This window comes from Paraburkholderia sp. GAS333 (genome assembly GCF_050435665.1).
GTDB classification, from domain to species: domain Bacteria; phylum Pseudomonadota; class Gammaproteobacteria; order Burkholderiales; family Burkholderiaceae; genus Paraburkholderia; species Paraburkholderia fungorum_A.
In genome coordinates, this window is sequence record NZ_JBNDKS010000001.1 from 1,327,834 (window position 1) to 1,344,834 (window position 17,001).

General features: G+C 62.0%; 13 protein-coding genes. 6 read left to right on the top strand and 7 right to left on the bottom strand.

What is annotated here, in order from left to right; genetic code table 11:
• The first annotated feature begins 404 nt into the window (after positions 1 to 404).
• The 3 genes from hpnJ to ABH945_RS05990 all read left to right on the top strand — a co-directional run bounded on the left by hpnJ (position 405) and on the right by ABH945_RS05990 (position 4,144).
• Complete coding sequence (gene hpnJ / locus ABH945_RS05980) at positions 405 to 1,826, top strand: hopanoid biosynthesis associated radical SAM protein HpnJ (RefSeq protein ID WP_074764102.1); 1,422 nt, start codon at positions 405 to 407, stop codon at positions 1,824 to 1,826.
• The gene (gene hpnI / locus ABH945_RS05985; protein ID WP_429249988.1) at positions 1,823 to 2,998 is read left to right on the top strand and encodes a bacteriohopanetetrol glucosamine biosynthesis glycosyltransferase HpnI; all 1,176 of its coding nucleotides are present in this window, start codon (positions 1,823 to 1,825) and stop codon (positions 2,996 to 2,998) included. The genes hpnJ and hpnI (ABH945_RS05985) overlap by 4 nt, the downstream gene beginning before the upstream one ends.
• Positions 2,999 to 3,103: 105 nt before the next feature.
• Positions 3,104 to 4,144 (top strand): lysylphosphatidylglycerol synthase domain-containing protein, encoded by a 1,041-nt coding sequence (locus tag ABH945_RS05990; protein ID WP_429250373.1) that lies wholly within the window; start codon positions 3,104 to 3,106, stop codon positions 4,142 to 4,144.
• Between the two features lie 25 nt (positions 4,145 to 4,169).
• Here ABH945_RS05990 and ABH945_RS05995 read toward each other — a convergent pair whose 3' ends face one another.
• Positions 4,170 to 5,576, bottom strand: a complete 1,407-nt coding sequence (locus ABH945_RS05995; RefSeq protein ID WP_429249989.1) for an ATP-binding protein — start codon at positions 5,574 to 5,576, stop codon at positions 4,170 to 4,172.
• Positions 5,573 to 6,232: a response regulator gene (locus ABH945_RS06000; protein ID WP_074764098.1), complete on the bottom strand. Its 660-nt coding sequence runs from the start codon at positions 6,230 to 6,232 to the stop codon at positions 5,573 to 5,575. Before ABH945_RS06000 ends, ABH945_RS05995 begins: the two co-directional genes overlap by 4 nt.
• A 337-nt stretch (positions 6,233 to 6,569) precedes the next feature.
• On the opposite strand from ABH945_RS06000, the gene ABH945_RS06005 reads away from it, so the two are divergent.
• The 3 genes from ABH945_RS06005 to hpnK are packed head-to-tail and all read left to right on the top strand — an operon-like array spanning position 6,570 to position 9,075.
• Positions 6,570 to 6,926: a hypothetical protein gene (locus ABH945_RS06005; RefSeq protein WP_074764097.1), complete on the top strand. Its 357-nt coding sequence runs from the start codon at positions 6,570 to 6,572 to the stop codon at positions 6,924 to 6,926.
• A gap of 12 nt (positions 6,927 to 6,938) precedes the next feature.
• Positions 6,939 to 8,264: a bacteriohopanetetrol glucosamine biosynthesis glycosyltransferase HpnI gene (gene hpnI, locus ABH945_RS06010; protein WP_429249990.1), complete on the top strand. Its 1,326-nt coding sequence runs from the start codon at positions 6,939 to 6,941 to the stop codon at positions 8,262 to 8,264.
• Complete coding sequence (gene hpnK, locus ABH945_RS06015) at positions 8,254 to 9,075, top strand: hopanoid biosynthesis-associated protein HpnK (RefSeq protein WP_429249991.1); 822 nt, start codon at positions 8,254 to 8,256, stop codon at positions 9,073 to 9,075. The genes hpnI (ABH945_RS06010) and hpnK overlap by 11 nt, the downstream gene beginning before the upstream one ends.
• Positions 9,076 to 9,162: 87 nt before the next feature.
• On the opposite strand, the gene ABH945_RS06020 is transcribed toward hpnK, so the two are convergent.
• The 5 genes from ABH945_RS06020 to ABH945_RS06040 all read right to left on the bottom strand — a co-directional run bounded on the left by ABH945_RS06020 (position 9,163) and on the right by ABH945_RS06040 (position 16,936).
• On the bottom strand, positions 9,163 to 12,210 hold the full coding sequence (locus ABH945_RS06020; RefSeq protein ID WP_429249992.1) for an efflux RND transporter permease subunit: 3,048 nt from the start codon (positions 12,208 to 12,210) through the stop codon (positions 9,163 to 9,165).
• A complete protein-coding gene (locus tag ABH945_RS06025) occupies positions 12,207 to 13,298 on the bottom strand; it encodes an efflux RND transporter periplasmic adaptor subunit (protein ID WP_429249993.1) in 1,092 nt (363 codons plus the stop codon). Before ABH945_RS06025 ends, ABH945_RS06020 begins: the two co-directional genes overlap by 4 nt.
• 40 nt (positions 13,299 to 13,338) lie before the next feature.
• Positions 13,339 to 14,778: a TolC family protein gene (locus ABH945_RS06030; RefSeq protein ID WP_429249994.1), complete on the bottom strand. Its 1,440-nt coding sequence runs from the start codon at positions 14,776 to 14,778 to the stop codon at positions 13,339 to 13,341.
• A 524-nt stretch (positions 14,779 to 15,302) separates the two neighbouring features.
• Positions 15,303 to 15,926, bottom strand: a complete 624-nt coding sequence (locus tag ABH945_RS06035; protein ID WP_429249995.1) for a flagellar biosynthesis sigma factor — start codon at positions 15,924 to 15,926, stop codon at positions 15,303 to 15,305.
• Positions 15,926 to 16,936 carry a DUF2515 family protein gene (locus tag ABH945_RS06040; RefSeq protein ID WP_429249996.1) on the bottom strand — a complete coding sequence of 337 codons (1,011 nt, stop codon included), beginning with the start codon at positions 16,934 to 16,936 and terminating at the stop codon, positions 15,926 to 15,928. The genes ABH945_RS06035 and ABH945_RS06040 overlap by 1 nt, the downstream gene beginning before the upstream one ends.
• Positions 16,937 to 17,001 lie beyond the last annotated feature (65 nt).

The following is a 17,001-nucleotide window of genomic DNA, read 5'->3' on the forward strand; positions in this document are numbered from 1 at the left end:
AGAACGCCAGGTTCAAGCTGGGTTCAACCTGCGGCATATGAATAGAGGCTGATTCAATCTCTGCCCGCCTAATGGTAAACGCGGTAAGCACGATAAGCGCGAGCAGACACCAGGCTTCGCAGCGCAGTTAATTCATGCGCGATTCCCAATCTTCATAATCTTCTCAAACGTGTGGCGCGATTTATTTTGGCGCCTACTAATATGACTGCAGCATGAATCCGCCACTAAAAACGAACCATTAGAAGAATGCCGTTTGCCGTCGGAACGCAGTATGATTGTTAAGGTTTCCTTCAGCTTCGCTCCGTACTATTTGCGCCACCTTCTCGCATCCATGCGGGGCAATAGTTTCGAAAGTTTCTTCCCCAGAAAACTGAAAAGCGCCTAACAGGCTTGCTGGAGCGTCCATGAAAACTCTGTTCTTGCAGGCGCCGTCGTATGACGGCTTCGACGGTGGTGCGGGTTCGCGCTACCAGGCCAAGCGTGAAGTCCGCTCGTTCTGGTATCCCACGTGGCTTGCGCAGCCCGCCGCACTCATCGCCGACAGCCGCGTACTCGACGCCACCGCAGACGGCCTGTCCGTCGAACAAACGCTAGACATTGCACAGCAATACGATCTGGTGGTCATTCACACCAGCACACCGTCGTTTCCCACCGACGCTTTATTCGCCGAAGACCTCAAGAAGCGCAAGCCCTCGCTACTGATTGGCATGGTCGGCGCAAAGGTCGCAGTTGATCCGCATAACTCGCTGACCGCGAGCGACGCCATCGACTTCGTGGGCCGCGAAGAATTCGACTTCACGTGCAAGGAAGTCTCGGAAGGCAAGCCGTTCGCCGACATCAAGGGCCTCAGTTATCGCAACGCCGATGGATCGATCGAGCATAACGAAGCACGTCCGATCCTCGAGAACATGGACGAACTGCCGTTTGTAGCACCAATTTACAAGCGCGATCTGACGATCAAGAACTACTTCAACGGCTACCTGAAACATCCGTATATCTCGCTCTATACGGGCCGTGGCTGCCGTTCGAAATGCACGTTCTGCCTGTGGCCGCAAACCGTCGGCGGTCATCGCTATCGCGTGCGTTCGGTCGAAAACGTGCTGGAAGAAGTGAAGTGGATTCGCGACAACATGCCCGAAGTCAAGGAGATCATGTTCGACGACGACACCTTCACCGACTTCAAGCCGCGAGCTGAGGAAATTGCCCGCGGCATGGGCAAGCTCGGCGTGACGTGGTCCTGCAACGCCAAGGCAAACGTGCCCTTCGCGACGTTGAAGATCATGAAGGAAAACGGTCTGCGTCTGCTGCTGGTCGGCTATGAATCGGGCGACGACCAGATTCTGCTGAACGTGAAAAAGGGCTTGCGCACCGATATCGCGCGTCGTTTTGCGAAAGACTGCCGCACGCTCGGCATCAAGGTTCATGGCACTTTTATTCTGGGTCTGCCGGGCGAGACGCCGGAAACAATCCAGAAGACCATCGAGTACGCGAAAGAGATCAATCCGCTGACCATCCAGGTGTCGCTCGCCGCGCCTTATCCGGGCACCACGTTGTATAAGCAGGCAGTGGAAAGCGGTTGGCTCGAAGAGAACAAGGTCATCAATCTCGTCAGCAAGAAAGGCGTGCAACTCGCGGCGATCGGCTATCCGGATCTGTCGCGCGACGAGATGTATCACCAGCTCGAGAACTTCTATAAACGTTTCTATTTCCGTCCATCGAAGATCTGGGAAATCCTGCGCGAGATGCTGACGAGTTGGGACATGATGAAGCGGCGCTTGCGTGAAGGCGTCGAATTCTTCCGTTTCCTGCGCGCACACGAGGCGTGAGCGCCACGCACCTGCTCGCCGTCACGTTGGGTTACGCGTGCGCGGCGGGCGCGGTCTTCGGGCTCGGGTACACCGCGCTGACCGGTGTGCTGATCGGGCGTTTTTTCAGGCGGCCGGTGGCGCAGCCGGCCAGCTATCCACCGGTGACGATCGTCAAGCCGCTGCATGGCACCGAGTGGGCATTGCTCGCCAATCTGGCGAGCTTCTGTCAGCAGGACTATCCTGGTCCTGTGCAATTTCTGTTTGGCGTACACGATTCGACCGACCCTGCGCTGCAAGCCGTCGAGGAACTGCGGCGGCTGCATCCCAAGGCGGACATTACCGTGATCGCCGATGCGCGCCTTTACGGTCCCAATCGCAAGATCAGCAATATCGTCAACATGCTGCCGCATGCGCTGCACGACGTGCTGGTGTTCGCCGATAGCGACGTGAGCGTCGCGCCCGATTACCTGCGCAACGTGATCGGCGAATTGCAGAAGCCTGACGTGGGGCTCGTCACCTGCGTGTATCGCGGACAACCCGATCCGGGTTTCTGGCCGCGCATGTCGGCCAAGGCCACCAACTACCAGTTTTTACCCAGCGTCGTGACCGGACTCGCGCTCGGCCTCGCGCGTCCGTGTTTCGGACAGACCATCGCGATGCGCCGCGATACGCTCGACAAAATCGGCGGCTTCATGCCGTTCGTGCGGCATCTCGCCGACGATCACGCAATCGGCGAAGCTGTACGCCAGATCGGCGAAAAGGTGGTGATTCCGCCGTTCACGATTTCGCATGCGTGCGTCGAATCGAGCGCGACGCAGTTGATCTCGCATGAACTGCGCTGGAGCCGGACGATCCGGCGTATCGATCCGCTCGGTCATTTCGGCTCGGCGCTGATTCATCCGCTCGCGTTCGCGTTGCTGGCCGTCGCGTTTTCGGGCGGCATGCTGTGGGCGTGGCAACTCGCGTTCGCGGCGATGTGCGCGCGGCTCACGCTGAAGCTGCTGCTGGACCGCGCATTGCGGCAACCGCATCGCGACCTGTGGCTGCTGCCGCTGTGGGACCTCGTATCGTTTGCGATTTTTGTCGCGAGCTTCTGGTCGTCGCGGGTGATCTGGCGAGGCTTCTGTTTCAAGGTGGACGGCGACGGCCTGTTGTCGGCCACGCAGGACGAACAGGTCGAACAGATATGAATGGCAGGCTGGATTGGCAATGATGCATGGGTTTTCTGAACGACCGCGTTCCACAAAGAGGACGGCGGCAATCGCAGAGCAACGCGCGCGCGAGGTGTCCGCGTGATGAAACATCTTGGCCGCTTCGCCGCGCTTGCCGGTCTGGTGCTGTCGCTGTGGCTCGTGTGGCAGAGCAACCCTGGCGCGGTACTCGGCGCACTGCGCGCGGCTGGCGCGGGCCTCGTGCTGGCAGCGCTGGTTCACGTGCTGCCGATGCTCGCGAATGCCATCGACTGGCGCTCGCTGATTCGCGGCGCAAACCGGCCCGGCATCGGCAGGATGCTGCATCTGGTGTGGGTGCGCGAGTCGGTCAACAGCATGCTGCCGGTCGCGCGGATCGGCGGCGAAGTCGTGTCGTTCCGCATGCTCAGGCGCTGGGGCGTGAAACCGTCGACGGCGGTGGGCAGCATCGTCGTCGACATGCAGCTCACGGTCATCAGCCAGTTGCTGTTCACGATGGTCGGCATCGGCTTTCTGTTCGCGCATGCGCAGTCCGGCACGTTGCGGCTCGCCGGACAACTCGCGTGGGGCGTCGTGGTGCTCACTCCATTGCTGGTGCTGTTCGCGCTCGTGCAGCATGCGAGTCCGTTCGAGCGCATCACCCGCGTGCTCAACCGGATGACGAGCGGCAAGCTCGCCGCTCTCGTCGGGCAATCCGCGCAGATCGATCAGGCCATCCGGCTGATCTGGCGTCGCCGCGCGGTGGTGTTGCGCTATCTGTTCTTCTGGCAGCCGCTGCAAAGCTTCCTGACGTCGCTGGAAATCTGGCTTGCGCTGTATTTCCTCGGCGCGCCCGTCACACTCGTCGAAGCCGTGGTGATCGAATCGCTGATCCAGGCGGTCAGCAGCGCGGCGTTCTTTGTGCCGGGCGGTCTGGGCGTGCAGGAGGGCGGGTTCATCCTGATCGGCGGCGCGCTCGGACTCGATGCGCCCACCTGTCTCGCACTCGCCGGTGCGCGGCGGATTCGCGATCTGCTGATGTTCGTTCCCGGGCTGGTGGCGTGGCAGTTTTTCGAGTCGTCGAACCGCGCTTCCAGCGGTGGGCAGAGGGAGGCGCGGGTGGAGATGGCGGAGCAAACGGTGGCCGGCGAGAGTCATCGCCATTGAGCTTGCCGGGCATTGTCCGTTCGGTTCACTGCTGCACCGGCGCATAGGCCGGAAACGACACCTCGACCGCCAGGCCGCGCTCGCCAATACCCGCTCCCATGCGCAGGCTCGCGCCAAAATGTTCGGCGATGCGCGCGACAATCGACAACCCCAAACCGCTCCCGGTAGCCTGATTCCCTGTCGCACGAAAAAAGCGGTTCGTCAGACGCGCGAGGTCGTCGGCCGCCACGCCGGGGCCGTCGTCACGCACGGTGACCTGCACGCGGTCGTCCGCATGTTGCACGGCGACCTCGATATTGCCGCCCGTGCGTCCGTACTTGATCGCGTTATCGAGCAGGTTGTCGAGCAGAATGCCGATCAGCACCGGCTCCGCATAGATTTCGGCGCGCATGTCGCCCATCAGCATCACGCTGATGCTCTTCTGCTGCGCGTTGCGCTCATTGGCCAGCAGCGCGTTCTTCGCGACAGTCGCGGGCTTGAGCGGCACCGCCGACAATTTCTCCTGCACGTCCAGACGCGCCAGCAGCAGCAATTGCTCCGCGAGCCGCGCGCTGCGATCCACACCTTGCACCACCCGCTGCATGGCGAGCCGCTGCAATGCGGTGTCCGGTTCGGCGAGCGCGACCTGCGCCTGCACCTTGATCGCGGCGAGCGGCGTCTTCAGTTCATGCGCGGCGTCGGCGGTAAATGCGCGCTCGCGTTCCAGTGCGTTCAGCAAGCGCGACAGCATCAGATTGATCGCGTCGACCAGCGGCCGCACCTCGGTCGGCACGTGGCCGATGTCGACCGGCTCCATCCGGTGGATGTCGCGCGAGCGGATGGCGTTGGACAGCACCTTCAGCGGCGCGAGACTCCAGCCGATACTGAACCACACCAGCAGCGCGAGCAGCGGCAACGCGACGAGCGTGGGCCGCGCGATCCGGCTGGCGACGCCGCTCACCAGATCGCTACGCGTATTGGCGGGTTCGAAGACGCGCACGGTATGGCCGAGCGCGGTGTCGCGCAACGTGAACGAGTGATACATCTGGCCGCCGAGCGTAATGTCGCGCGCGCCGCTGACCGGCGGCACCGGCAGGTCCCATGCGTTCAGCGCATGCAACGGCGGGCTGCCCGCGAGAATGTCGCCGTTCGCGTTGCGCACCTGGAACAGCGCATCGCGCGGCAACGAGTCGTCGTCGTCGAGATCGTTGGCACCCGGCTCGCCGCCTTTTTCTTCTTCACGCACGTCGATGCGCGCGTTCGCGAGCGTGATCAGATTGTGCTGGTCGAGCAGCGCGAGAATCTGCGCGAGTTCGGCGATGCGCGCATCTTCCCATTCGCCGAGCTCGCGGGTGGCCTGGCGATAACTGGACACCAGCGCGATTCCCCAGCACAGCACGATGCTGGCGAGAACCAGCAGCACCAGGCGTCGGCGGATCGACGCGCCCATCACAGTTTCTCCACGACGTAGCCGATATTGCGCACCGTTCTGATCAGCGTCGCGCCGAGCTTTTTGCGCAGGTTGGACACGTGGACCTCGATCGCATTGCTTTCGATTTCTTCCTGCCAGCCATACAGGCTTTCTTCGAGCCGCGAGCGCGATTGCGGAATGCCCTGGTGGGTCAGCAACTGCATCAGCACCGCCCATTCGCGCGACGTGAGCGGCACGCGCGTGCCGGATACCTCGACCGTCTGCGCAGCCGGATTGACGGTCAGATCCTGATAGCGGATCAACTCGACACTGCGGCCTTGCGCGCGCCGCAGCAGGGCGCGGCAACGCGCGATCAGTTCGGTGAGATCGAAGGGCTTGCCGAGATAGTCGTCGGCGCCCGCTTCGAGTCCGCCGACCCGGTCGACCACCGTGCCTTTCGCGGTCAGTACGAGCACCGGCACGTCCTTGCCGGAATCGCGCAGACGTCTGAGCAATTCCATGCCCGATACACGAGGCAAACCGAGGTCGAGAATGACCAGTGCATAAACGGTGGTGGTGAGCGCAAGTCCGGCCTTGTGGCCGTCGCGCGCCCAGTCGACCGTGAAGCCGGCTTGACGCATCCCGGCTTCGATACCGCAGCCGATCAGATCGTCGTCTTCTACGAGAAGTACGCGCATGGGTGGGGATTCCGTTTTGATGTTTATTGCACAACGGTAAGCACTTTTATGCAAGTGCCGACTGCTGGATCCTGAGTTGAACCATCCTGTTCAGTGAGCGTTTTAACACGCGGATGCTTAAGGTTTCCTTCAGCTTGAATCGATACTATCGCCCCTCAATAGACCCCAGTCGCGCGGCCTTTTTCCGAACAGATGAAACAGGTGTTTTGTCAGGTTGTCGCGGCGTGATTGAAAGTATGTCGATAGCGTGGGCACGGAGTTTTATTCCGGCCAATCGCCTCGACGAATCGCGTTGATCAACGCGCCAAGCATCCCGTCAGGTCACGAGACTTCTGTTATGAAAACAGTCACCGTCGACATGCTGCGAGCCCATCTGCTGGTTGCTTCGCTCACTGCCGTGGGCACGGAAGCGCTGGTCTGCGTCGCGCTGCTGGTGTTGCCGGTGTCGCAGCAATTCTTCGGCTCCACGTCGTTCAGGCTGTTTGCGATCGTGGTGATCCTCGGTGGAGTCATCGCTGCGCGCGAATTCGCGCAGGCCGCCTTCGAATCCGCTGTGGAAAAACATCACACGATGCCGGTCAACCGGGCCGCATGGCCGGTCGAATTCGCGGTAGACGCCGATTGTCCGCGGCGCTGGCTCGTCATTCTTCATTTACGGCTGACAGGTAAGCCGTTCGTGCTGGCCGGACATTGACAGGCGCGGACAATGGCGGCGCACGCTTTGACGGCATGCGAATGGATTCTGCTGGCCGGCTGCATGTGCGCGACGCTGTACGCGGTTTTCGCAGCGGTAGCGATGCCGTTTTTCGGCCCCCGCCGCACACATCGCACACTTGCCGGCCGGCGTCGTTCGTCCGGTTTCTCCGCACCACACTCCCGCTACGATTCCAGCGCAACCTGCTCGCCAACGTCAGGTTCATTTGCGCAGGTCGGCGTCAGCGTGCTCAAACCGCTGTGCGGCGCGGAGCCGCGTCTCTATGAAAATCTGCGGACCTTTTGCGAGCAGCGGCACCGGCACTTTCAGCTGGTGCTCGGCGTGTCGTCGCCCGATGATCCGGCGATTGCCGTGGTGCGCCGGCTGCAGGCCGCCTATCCGGCACACGACATCGAACTGGCCGTCGATCCGCGCGTGCATGGCAGCAATCTCAAGGTCAGCAATCTGATCAACATGGCGGAGCATGCGCGGCACGATCTGATCGTGATCGCCGATAGCGACATCGCCGTCGAAGCCGATTATCTCGATAGCGTCGCTGCGCCGCTCGCGGACCCGCGCGTAGGCGTCGTCACCTGTCTGTACGTCGCGGAGGGCGTGGGCGGCTTCTGGCCGCGTGTGGGCGCGCTTTTCATCAACGAATGGTTTGCTCCGTCGGTGCGTGTCGCGCATGCGATGGGTTCGCGCCGTTTCGGTTTCGGCGCGACCCTCGCGTTGCGGCGCGCGACGCTCGAACGCATCGGCGGTTTCGACGCGCTGAAAAACTGTCTCGCCGACGACTACTGGCTCGCCGAGCACGTCCGCGCGCTCGGCCTGCAAACGGTGCTGTCGCGCGTGATGGTCGCCACCGATGTGATCGAGCCGACTTTTACCGCGCTATGGCAGCGCGAGACGCGCTGGCTGCGCACGATCCGCTCGGTGAATCCGCCGGGATTCGCGTCGTTGCTGATCACGTTCACGACGCCGTGGCTGCTGGCCGGCGCGTGGCTGACCGGACTGCTGTCGGCCGGCCCGTGCGGCCATCCGCACATCGCCGCCGCGCTCCTGAGTACCGGGATCGCGGCAGGCGGACTGGCCGCGCGTTTGCTGCTGCACCTGCGTGCAGCGCGTCATCAGCAGCGGTTCTGGCGCGATCTGCCGCTTGTGCCGTTACGCGATCTGCTGCTGATGTTGCAATGGCTGAGCGCGTGGACCGGTTCGCATGTGATGTGGCGCGGCGCGCGCGTGCCGGTCGATACGTCGCCCACACTCAATGTGTTCGATGCACGCAATGGACGTCTGACCGCAATGGACGCCATGGAGGCTTCCGATGGAAATTAAGCCGCGCGGCCTCATCGTCACCGCCGACGATTTCGGCTTGCACCAGCGCGTGAATCTGGCGGTCGAACGCGCGCATCGCGATGGCGTGCTGAGCGCCGCGAGCCTGATGATCGGCGCACCCGCTGCGCGCGATGCAGTGGCACGCGCGCGCGATCTGCCGCATTTGCGGGTCGGCCTGCATCTGGTGCTGGCTGACGGCGCGGCGCTGATGCCGCGCACGGCGATTCGTGCGCTGCTCGACGAACATGGCCGTTTCGGCGACAACATGGTGCGCGACGGCGTGCGGTTTTTCTTCCTGCCTCATGTGCGAAAACAGCTGGCCCGCGAGATCCGCGCGCAGTTCGACGCGTTTGCGCGAACCGGGCTGACTCTCGACCACGTCAACACACACAAGCATTTTCATCTGCATCCGACGGTGCTCGGAATGATTCTCGCGATTGGCCGCGACTACGGCATGACGGCGATGCGTTTGCCGTTCGAGCCCGATGCGTCGCTGTGGTTGAGGCCGTGGATCGCGCAGGTGAGGGCGCGTCTCGATCGCGCTGGAATCGTCCACAACGACTATGTGGTCGGTATCACGCACACGGGACGGATGGACGAGGCGGCATGGCTCGCGGCGCTTGCCGGTTTGCCCGAAGGTGTGGGCGAGATTTATTGCCACCCTGCATTGCCGGGCGACACCGCGCTGAGTGACGGCATGCGCGATTACCGGCATGCCGATGAATTGCACGCGTTGTTATCGCCGAGGGTGGCTGCGGCGATTGACTCGCTGGGCGCGAGGCTCGGCGGATTCGCCGACGTACTGATGTGACCGGCGTCGATGTAGCGTGCCATACGTGAGCCACGTGCACGTTCACGGCAGCGCGCCGCGAACGTGCAGGTGGCTAAACAACACGCGTTAGATCGCCTGCTTCTTCATCAGCAGCTTCAGCAAAACCGGCAGCAACAACAGCACCAGCGGCAACTGCACGATCAACCCGGAGATAATCGCAATCGCCAGCGGCTGCTGCATCGCCGAACCTTGCCCGAGCGCGAATGCCAGCGGCAGCAACGCGAGAATCGCGGCAATCGTCGTCATCGCGATAGGGCGCAGACGATTGCGGCCCGCGCTCAACAATGCCTCATCGAACGGCATTTCCTCACGCACCAGCGACTGCAATTCCGACACGTAGAAAATCGCGACCTCGGTGACGATGCCGATAATCATCGTCATGCCCATCATGGCGGAGATGTTCAACTCGATGCCGGTGATCCATAAGCCGATGAACACCGCGCCCGCTGCGAGCAAGGGCATCGCCATCACCGCCAGCGCGACGCGAAAGCGTTCGTACAGAAACAGCAGCAAGCCGAACACGAGCGCAATCGCCGCGCCGAACACCGTCAGCAAGCCCTTGAACGCAATCTGCTGCTGCTGATACAAACCGCCCAGCTCGTAGTACACGCCGGTAGGTAACAGGCTCTTGTCGCCGAGCGCTTTCTCTACGTCGGCGATGGTCGAGCCCAGATCGCGTCCGTCGATACGTGCAGTGACTGCCACCATCCGTTTCAGATTGTCGCGGCTGATTTCCGGCTGACCTGTCACCTTGATCTGATCGGCCACGCGGTTCAGGGCGAACAGATGGCCGTCCGGCGCGCGTATCTGCAACTGGCCGAGTTGCGTATCCGTCAGTTTCAACGCGCCGTCCACCCGCACGCGCACGCCGACCGTTTTCGGGCCGTTCTGGAACTGCGTCGCAACGTTGCCTTCGACCATGTCCGATACGGCCTGTGCGATCGATTGCGGGTCCATGCCTTCGGCTGCGGCCGCGGCGGGCAGGATGTGCAATTCGAGCGCATCACCGGCGGGATTGATGCCGTCGTTCACATCCACCACGCCCTGAATCTGGCCGATGCGGGCCGCGACTTTGCGCGCGGTGGTATCGAGCGTGTTCTGGTCGTCGGAGAAAATCTTGATCTGCACGGGTTGCGGGACGGCCGTCAGGTCGCCGATCAGATCTTCCATCAACTGCGCGAGTTCGACGCTGACGCCGGGCACCTGAGTCTCGACCTGCGAGCGGATTTCTTCCATCACGGTGTCGATCGGTTCACGATTGCCCGACTTCAATCGGACAAAAAAGTCGCCCTTGTTCGGTTCGTTCAGATCGCCACCCAGGCCCGCTCCGGTTCGACGCGAGTAAGTTGCGACATTCGGATTCGCGCGGACGATGGCCTCGATCTGCTTCATCAGCCGGTCCGTCTCGGTGATCGACGTGCCCGGTTCCGTGTGGTAGTCGAGCACGAAGCCGCCTTCGTCCATGGTCGGCATGAAGCCGCTGCCGACTCGCGTGAACGCGATGGCGGCGACCACGATCAGCGGCACGAGGCCGATCAGCACGAGCAGCGGCCGGGCGGTGACGCGCTCGACGAGGAATGCATAGCGCCGGTTCATCCACGACGCGAAGCGCGTTTCCGCATGCTCCTCGGCGTCCTTCGGTTTGAGCCAGCGGTCGCACAGAATCGGCACCGCGAGCCACGTGACGAGAAACGAAATGAACAGCGCGCTTGCCATCGTCACCGACAGCGCCTTGAAGAACGCGCCGGTCACGCCGGACAAAAATGCCAGCGGCACGAAGATGATCAACGTCGCCGCCGACGATCCCGCCAACGGCCGTGTGAATTCGAGCGCGGCGGCCATCACGCGGCCATGAAACGCGCGTGATCCGCCTTCGCGCATGCGTCGCACGATATGTTCGATCATCACGATCGCATCGTCGATGACGAGGCCCACCGCCGCCGCCATCCCGCCCAGCGTCATGATGTTGAAGCCCATGCCGAACACGTCGAGCAACAGGATGGTCGCGGCCATCACGACCGGCACCAGCGCAACCGCGATCGCGGTGATCTTCCAGTTGCGCAGAAACACGAACAGGGTCAACGCGGCCAGCACCACGCCGATCATGATCGCGTCGCGCACGCTGGTGGCCGACGCGATCACCAGTTCGCTCTGGTCGTACCAGTTCGACAGATGCACGCCGGGCGGCATCTGATGCTGAAAGTCGGCGATCTTCGCGCGGATCGCCTGCGCCATCGCCACGCTGTTCGCGCCGGGCTGCTGATACACGTTGAGCAGCACGGCGTCCTGGCCGTCGGCGGTGACGCGCAGCCATTGCGGCATCACGCCCTGGCGAACGGTGGCGATGTCGCCGAGACGGATTTGCGTCGCGCCGTTCGCGGACACTACCACGTTGCGCAGTTCGTCGAGTTGCGTGATGGTGGTGTTGGTAATCACGAGATACAGCTTGTCGTGATCTTCGATACGGCCGTTCGCCATCAGCACGTTGCTCGCGCCGATCGCCTTCGATACATCCGCGAGCGACAGCTTGTACGCGGCGAGGCGCGCGGGATCGACGGCGACTTCGAACTCGTCCTGAGCGCCGCCCGTCACATCGACCCGCGCCACGCCTTCCACCGACGACAGCAGAGGCCGCATCTGGAATTGCGCCAGATCGTGCAGAGCCGATAGCGACTGCTGCGTCGACGTGAGGCTGTAGGCGAGCACCGGAAACACCGTCGGGTCCATGCGCCGGACCTGCATCGAGGTGCCTTGCGGCAGCGTCGCGAGAATTTCGCTGAGCGCCGCCTGCGCCTGCAAGGTGGCTTGCGCCATGTCGGTGCCCCAGTCGAAGTTCAGCGAGATCTCGGCCGCGCCGCGACTGGTTTTCGATTCCACGTCGCGCACGTTCGGCACCCGCCGCAGCGCTTCTTCGACCGGCATCGTGACGAGTGTGGCCATCTGTTCGGCGGGGCGGTCGCCTGCGTCGAGCGAGATGACGGCGCGTGGAAACGCGACGTTCGGAAACAGCGAGATCGGCAGACGGAACGCGGTGAGCGCGCCCGCAATCGCGAGCAGCGCAATCACGAACAGCAGCGAACGCCGGTGCGTTTGCATCCATTGACCGAAATTCATTGCGGCGCGCCTCCGCTGGTTCGCACCGCCATGCCGTCCTTCAATTCATAGTTGCCGCTGACCACGAGTCCTTGCGCGGCATCGATCGGACCATCCACGCCATAGCGGTCGCCGTTTTCTACACGAGTGATCACCGCTACACGGCGAGCCTTGTTTTGCGGGGTAATCTGGAAAACGTAGGCGCCTTTGTCGTCTTTCAGCACGGCCGCGCGCGGCACGATCCAGTGCGTGCCGGCGCGGGTCGCGATATCGGCGCTGACGCGGGTGCCCGGAATGAACGGCGTCTGGGCAAGCGGCACGTTCGCGCCGATGTCGACGAGCTGGCTCTGCTGGTTGACTGCTGCGCCGACCAGCATCACGCTGCCGTTCGCCGTGGTTCTCGCGAGCGAGGTGGACAGGCCGCGCAACGTGACGGAATCGCCCGCATGAATAGAGGCGGCTTCCGACGGCTCGACGCCTAGCGTCACGTTGGCGCGCAAATCGTGGCTATTGCGGCTATTGCCGCCCGCGAGCTGCAGGATTGGCGCGCCCGCCTGCACCTGGTCGCCCTGTGCGGCCGACAGTTGCATGACCACGCCGTCGATCGGCGCGGCCACGATTTTGTTGCCGCTCGTGACGCCGGTCTCGTTCTGCGCGGCGCTGGCCTGCTGTGCATCGTCGAGCGCCTTGCGGGCGGTCGCGAGTTGCGACTGCGTGGCGAGCCCTTTGTCGAGCAGCGACTGTGTGCGCGCCAGTTCGCCCTGTGCGAGGGTCACCGCGCTTCTTGCCTGGGTCGCAGCGAGGACGGCGGCTGGGTCGGCCTGCACGGCGAAGAGCGGCGTGCCGCGCGTCACCGTTTGACCGGACTGCACGCGCATCTGCACGATCCGCGCGACGTACGGCAGATTGACCGTCGTCAGATTCGATGCGGATGCCGCGACGATGCCAAAAGCACGGACCGGTTGCGCAATCGTTGCCTGCTGCACGCGAACGGTTTGCACGGATACGACGGGTTGGCTCGACGCGTCGGGTGCCGCTGCGGGAGCGCTCGCCGCAGGCGATGCGTGGATGGTCATGTACGCGAGTGCACTGCAGGCCGCGGCGGACATGACGACTGCGGCGATACGCGGCCGCATCGCTGGAAAGGGGTTATTTCGCATGAGAGTCGGTGAAGGTCTGAGCGGATGTGAAGGCGTCGGGTATCGCACTGCCTAGCAGCGCCTGCAAGCCAACGCGTTGTTCGGCGAGCGATTCGCGCAGTGTCGCGATGTCGATACGTTTGATGAGCGACGCGCTTTGCGCATCGGTGTATGCGCCGAGTGCGAGGTTGTGATCGGCGAAGGCCGCAGCGGCGTGCTGTGCGGCAAGGTCAACATCGGGCAATGCGGCTTCGGTCTGCTGAAGTTGACGCGAGAGAATCACGGTGTCCGCGCGAAGATGGGCGACGTCCGCATAGGCCTGATTCAAGCGCGTTTGATATTCGTCGCGCAGGCGCTGACGGGTCGCTTTTTCGATCGCGACGTTGCCCTGATTGCGATTGAAGATCGGCAGGCTCAGGTTGATCTGGAAGCCGCTGGTGTAGATGTTCGACGTATCGCGTGCGCGTACGAAGCCGACGGACAGGCTCGGAAACTGGCTCAGGATCGCCGCGCGATATTTCTGTTCCTGTGCCTCATAACCGGCTTGCAGTGCGATCAGATCGGGACGGCGTTGCGCGAGACCGGGCAGTGTTGCGTCGAGTGCCGTGTCGGTGAGCGGTTCGATGCGGTCGTCGCCCGAAAGCTGCACGCGGACCTCGGGCGCAAGGCCGAGCAACGCGTTCAGGTCGTGATGCGTCTGTTCGGCTGCGCGTTCGGCGTCGGAGAATTGCTTGCGGGCGTCGCTGTAAGCGGTGAGCGCGGCGGTCAGCGTGTCGTCGGTCAGGTTGCCGTCGCGGCGCGCTTCGGCCATGCGTTCGTAGCGGGTACGCGCGAGGTCGCGCTGTTGCTGGAGAAGCGGCAACGTGTCCTGCTGAAAGCGCGTCTTGATGAACAGTTGCCGCGCCTGCGCGACGATCTGCCATTCCTGCCAGAGCAGGCCGAGATCGGTTTTGGCGACGGTGGCGTCGGCGGATTGTTTATTCGCGCTGCGCAACACGATCGCCATCACGTCGATGCTCAGGCCGTAGTTGAACGCGCGCGTGGTGCCGAGCTCGCCTGGATAGTCGCTCGACACGCTCAGTTGCGGATCGGGCAGCAAACCCGCCGAATACGCTTGCGCGCGCGCTATGCCGAGGTCGTCGCGCGACAGTTTGAGATCGGGATTGTTGGCGACCGCGAGCATCGCGAGTTCGTCGATATCGAGCCCGTCGGACGGATCGAAGCGATGCGCGGCCAGCTCGGGCAGCGGCATCTTCGACGAATCGATCTGGATACGTTCGAGCGAATGCGCGGACGTCGACGTGTTTTGCGGTGCAAGCGGCTCAGGGTGGTACCACGTGCAACCGGCGACGAGCAACGCGAAAACGGGCGTGAGCCTGCGCAGATGGCGCAACGCCGTGCTCGATATGACCGTGGGTGTAGCCGCAGTCGCGGCGTCGAAAACGGGCAAAATCCGGCTCCTGTATGAAGAAGTGGCGGCAACCGGAAACGGATGCCGCAGAATAGGGGCCGAGTTTGCAGAGGGGGGGCTTAAGGAACGCTTAAGCGTAAAAATGACTGAAGCCTATAGCCAGCAAGGCCTGGCTGCCGAATACCGGCCACCAGCTACCTGGCTAGCTACCATTTCCCAAGATCCTCGTATGGGTGGCGACAAAGTGGGACAGACTGTCCTCTGTAATTGCCGATGCGCGCGTGCCAAGTTTTATGAACGTGAGTTCTCCGGCGCGTACTAGCCGGTACCTCTCGGAGCCGGATCAAGGGAAGGGCGATTTTGGGCGTGAATGATCATCGCAACGATGCGAGCGATTTTCGAGGCGTTCCAGAATGAGGTGACCGATATTGACTACATGGTTGGAGGGGCGGATTGGATGGCGCAGCGATAGGCGTTGATTATCTACAGTCGAGAGCGAGCGGCTGATCCTGCAGGACTGTTTTAGCGTAAGCCCATGAGGCGACCGAAACGCTATCAACCGCTCAAGGGACAACTGAGTCTTCAAATACGGGCGGCCCCAGGTCCAACGTGATCAGGTAACGCTCATCGTCCGGATGCTGTTCGCTGCGAAAGCAGCGAATATTTAGCGAGAGTTGGTATTTGATTCCGGCTTGCCAATAGCTCGTAGGTGCCACGCACGTTTGAATTTCTGCGCGTCTCGCGGGCGTGTCTTCTATAGGCTGGCTTCGTGCTTCTCGAAATGGCTTCCACCCTCCGCGTCGAAGCTGGTCCTGCAAATCCGTTAGGACTTGCATCGCATCATCAAGGAGCAATGTCGCCACTTGCGGGGATAGCGTAACGGAGTCGACATTCCCCTTGCTGTCGTAATGTACCGCCAGGAATTTCGCTGCGGGAGTGACAAAACCGTATTGGGGATCGACGAAACGCAATCTGGCAGGGCGGCTTGCCAAGCCACCCCAGTTTGCATCGGGCTCGATAGCCGGCAAGACCGACGGAGACTGAAGCCTTACCTGTTCATACGGCTCTCCAATCGCAAGCACTAATTCATCCGATGGACGCGCTATCGCGTAAATAGCCAACAGGGCGGTGAGTACAAACCCTGCGCAAGCAAGGCGCCGACGCCGATTAAGTTTTGTGATCTGCATCAGGCGTCTCCGTGCGCGATAAGGAACAGGGAATTCTCCACAAAATGCCGCTGAATCGGGTCCTTCAAGAGCTGATCGAACCGCAGCGCAGCGCGTAAAACAAACGCCATCCGCTGGCGGCCGTCCGCAAGATTGGCCAAAGGCTCCTTGCTGAACGTTTCATATCTTGCACTAGCGCCTGTTACGGTGCACTGGTTGGCGAGCGTTAGCTGGATTTCGCGCGCCGATCCGGTCGGAATGTTCAGCGCCCATGCGAACTGATTGGCCCGCATCAATAGAGCGAAGTTCTGATCGTCGTACATGGCCGGTTGCAAAATGTTGATCTGTTCATGCCACGCGAGTAATTCGACACTTTTAGTGATAGCGCCAGCATCAATCGCTTCAAACCCCTGTACAACTTGCGTTTTGGTAACCCCAAACGGAACGCTATCAGCGAGCGGCCATGCGACCGATCCGTTCAGTTCCCGACGCTCCTGCAGACAGCGCTTGAACCGCTGCAAACCGAACTCCTTAAAGAACATGTGCAGTGGCCAGATGTCCAGGAAGAGCGCGGTGTTGCCCTTGGCAAGCATTTGATAAACATTCCCGGCGCCAGCGCCGTTGGCCTGATCGGGAATGGGCATGCGCGGGGATCCGTAGGGTGCCATCCGTTCAAGCAGGGAGCTCTGTTTTTCCCATTGCTGATACGCGTTGCGTTCGCGATTTGACTTGCTAATGAACTCCGCGGCGTTAAGCAGGCCGCATCCGACTTGTTTGGATGCGAATGCAGCCAGTCCTGCCCACTGGAAGCGGCGGTCATCTAACCACAATCGCGCATAGGCCGCATTGATTCGTCGGTTACGGGCGATCGGATCGCCGGCAGAAACGATGGCTTCCGCTTTTTTCTGATAGAAGCGCCAACAGTTGATGCAGTCCTGGTGGTCATCTTCTGCGCGCTTTTTTGCGGCAGCTTCTTCCTCTTTCCAGTTCGGGTAACAGATTGGACAACGTTGGTTATCACACTTTGTCATCGAACGATTTCTCACTATTGGGAAATTTTAGGGACTGTTGCTGCCCTAGTCTCCCACGTGGTGAG

Excerpts from the sequence above, each read along its gene's own strand:
- ABH945_RS05990 (WP_429250373.1), top strand. The coding sequence starts at position 3,104 with ATGAAACATCTTGGCCGCTTCGCCGCGCTTGCCGGTCTGGTGCTGTCG.
- ABH945_RS06005 (WP_074764097.1), top strand. The coding sequence starts at position 6,570 with ATGAAAACAGTCACCGTCGACATGCTGCGAGCCCATCTGCTGGTTGCT.
- ABH945_RS06020 (WP_429249992.1), bottom strand. The coding sequence starts at position 12,210 with ATGAATTTCGGTCAATGGATGCAAACGCACCGGCGTTCGCTGCTGTTC.
- ABH945_RS06025 (WP_429249993.1), bottom strand. The coding sequence starts at position 13,298 with ATGTCCGCCGCGGCCTGCAGTGCACTCGCGTACATGACCATCCACGCA.
- ABH945_RS06040 (WP_429249996.1), bottom strand. The coding sequence starts at position 16,936 with ATGACAAAGTGTGATAACCAACGTTGTCCAATCTGTTACCCGAACTGG.
- hpnI (WP_429249990.1), top strand. The coding sequence starts at position 6,939 with ATGGCGGCGCACGCTTTGACGGCATGCGAATGGATTCTGCTGGCCGGC.
- ABH945_RS06035 (WP_429249995.1), bottom strand. The coding sequence starts at position 15,926 with ATGCAGATCACAAAACTTAATCGGCGTCGGCGCCTTGCTTGCGCAGGG.
- hpnJ (WP_074764102.1), top strand. The coding sequence starts at position 405 with ATGAAAACTCTGTTCTTGCAGGCGCCGTCGTATGACGGCTTCGACGGT.
- ABH945_RS06000 (WP_074764098.1), bottom strand. The coding sequence starts at position 6,232 with ATGCGCGTACTTCTCGTAGAAGACGACGATCTGATCGGCTGCGGTATC.
- hpnK (WP_429249991.1), top strand. The coding sequence starts at position 8,254 with ATGGAAATTAAGCCGCGCGGCCTCATCGTCACCGCCGACGATTTCGGC.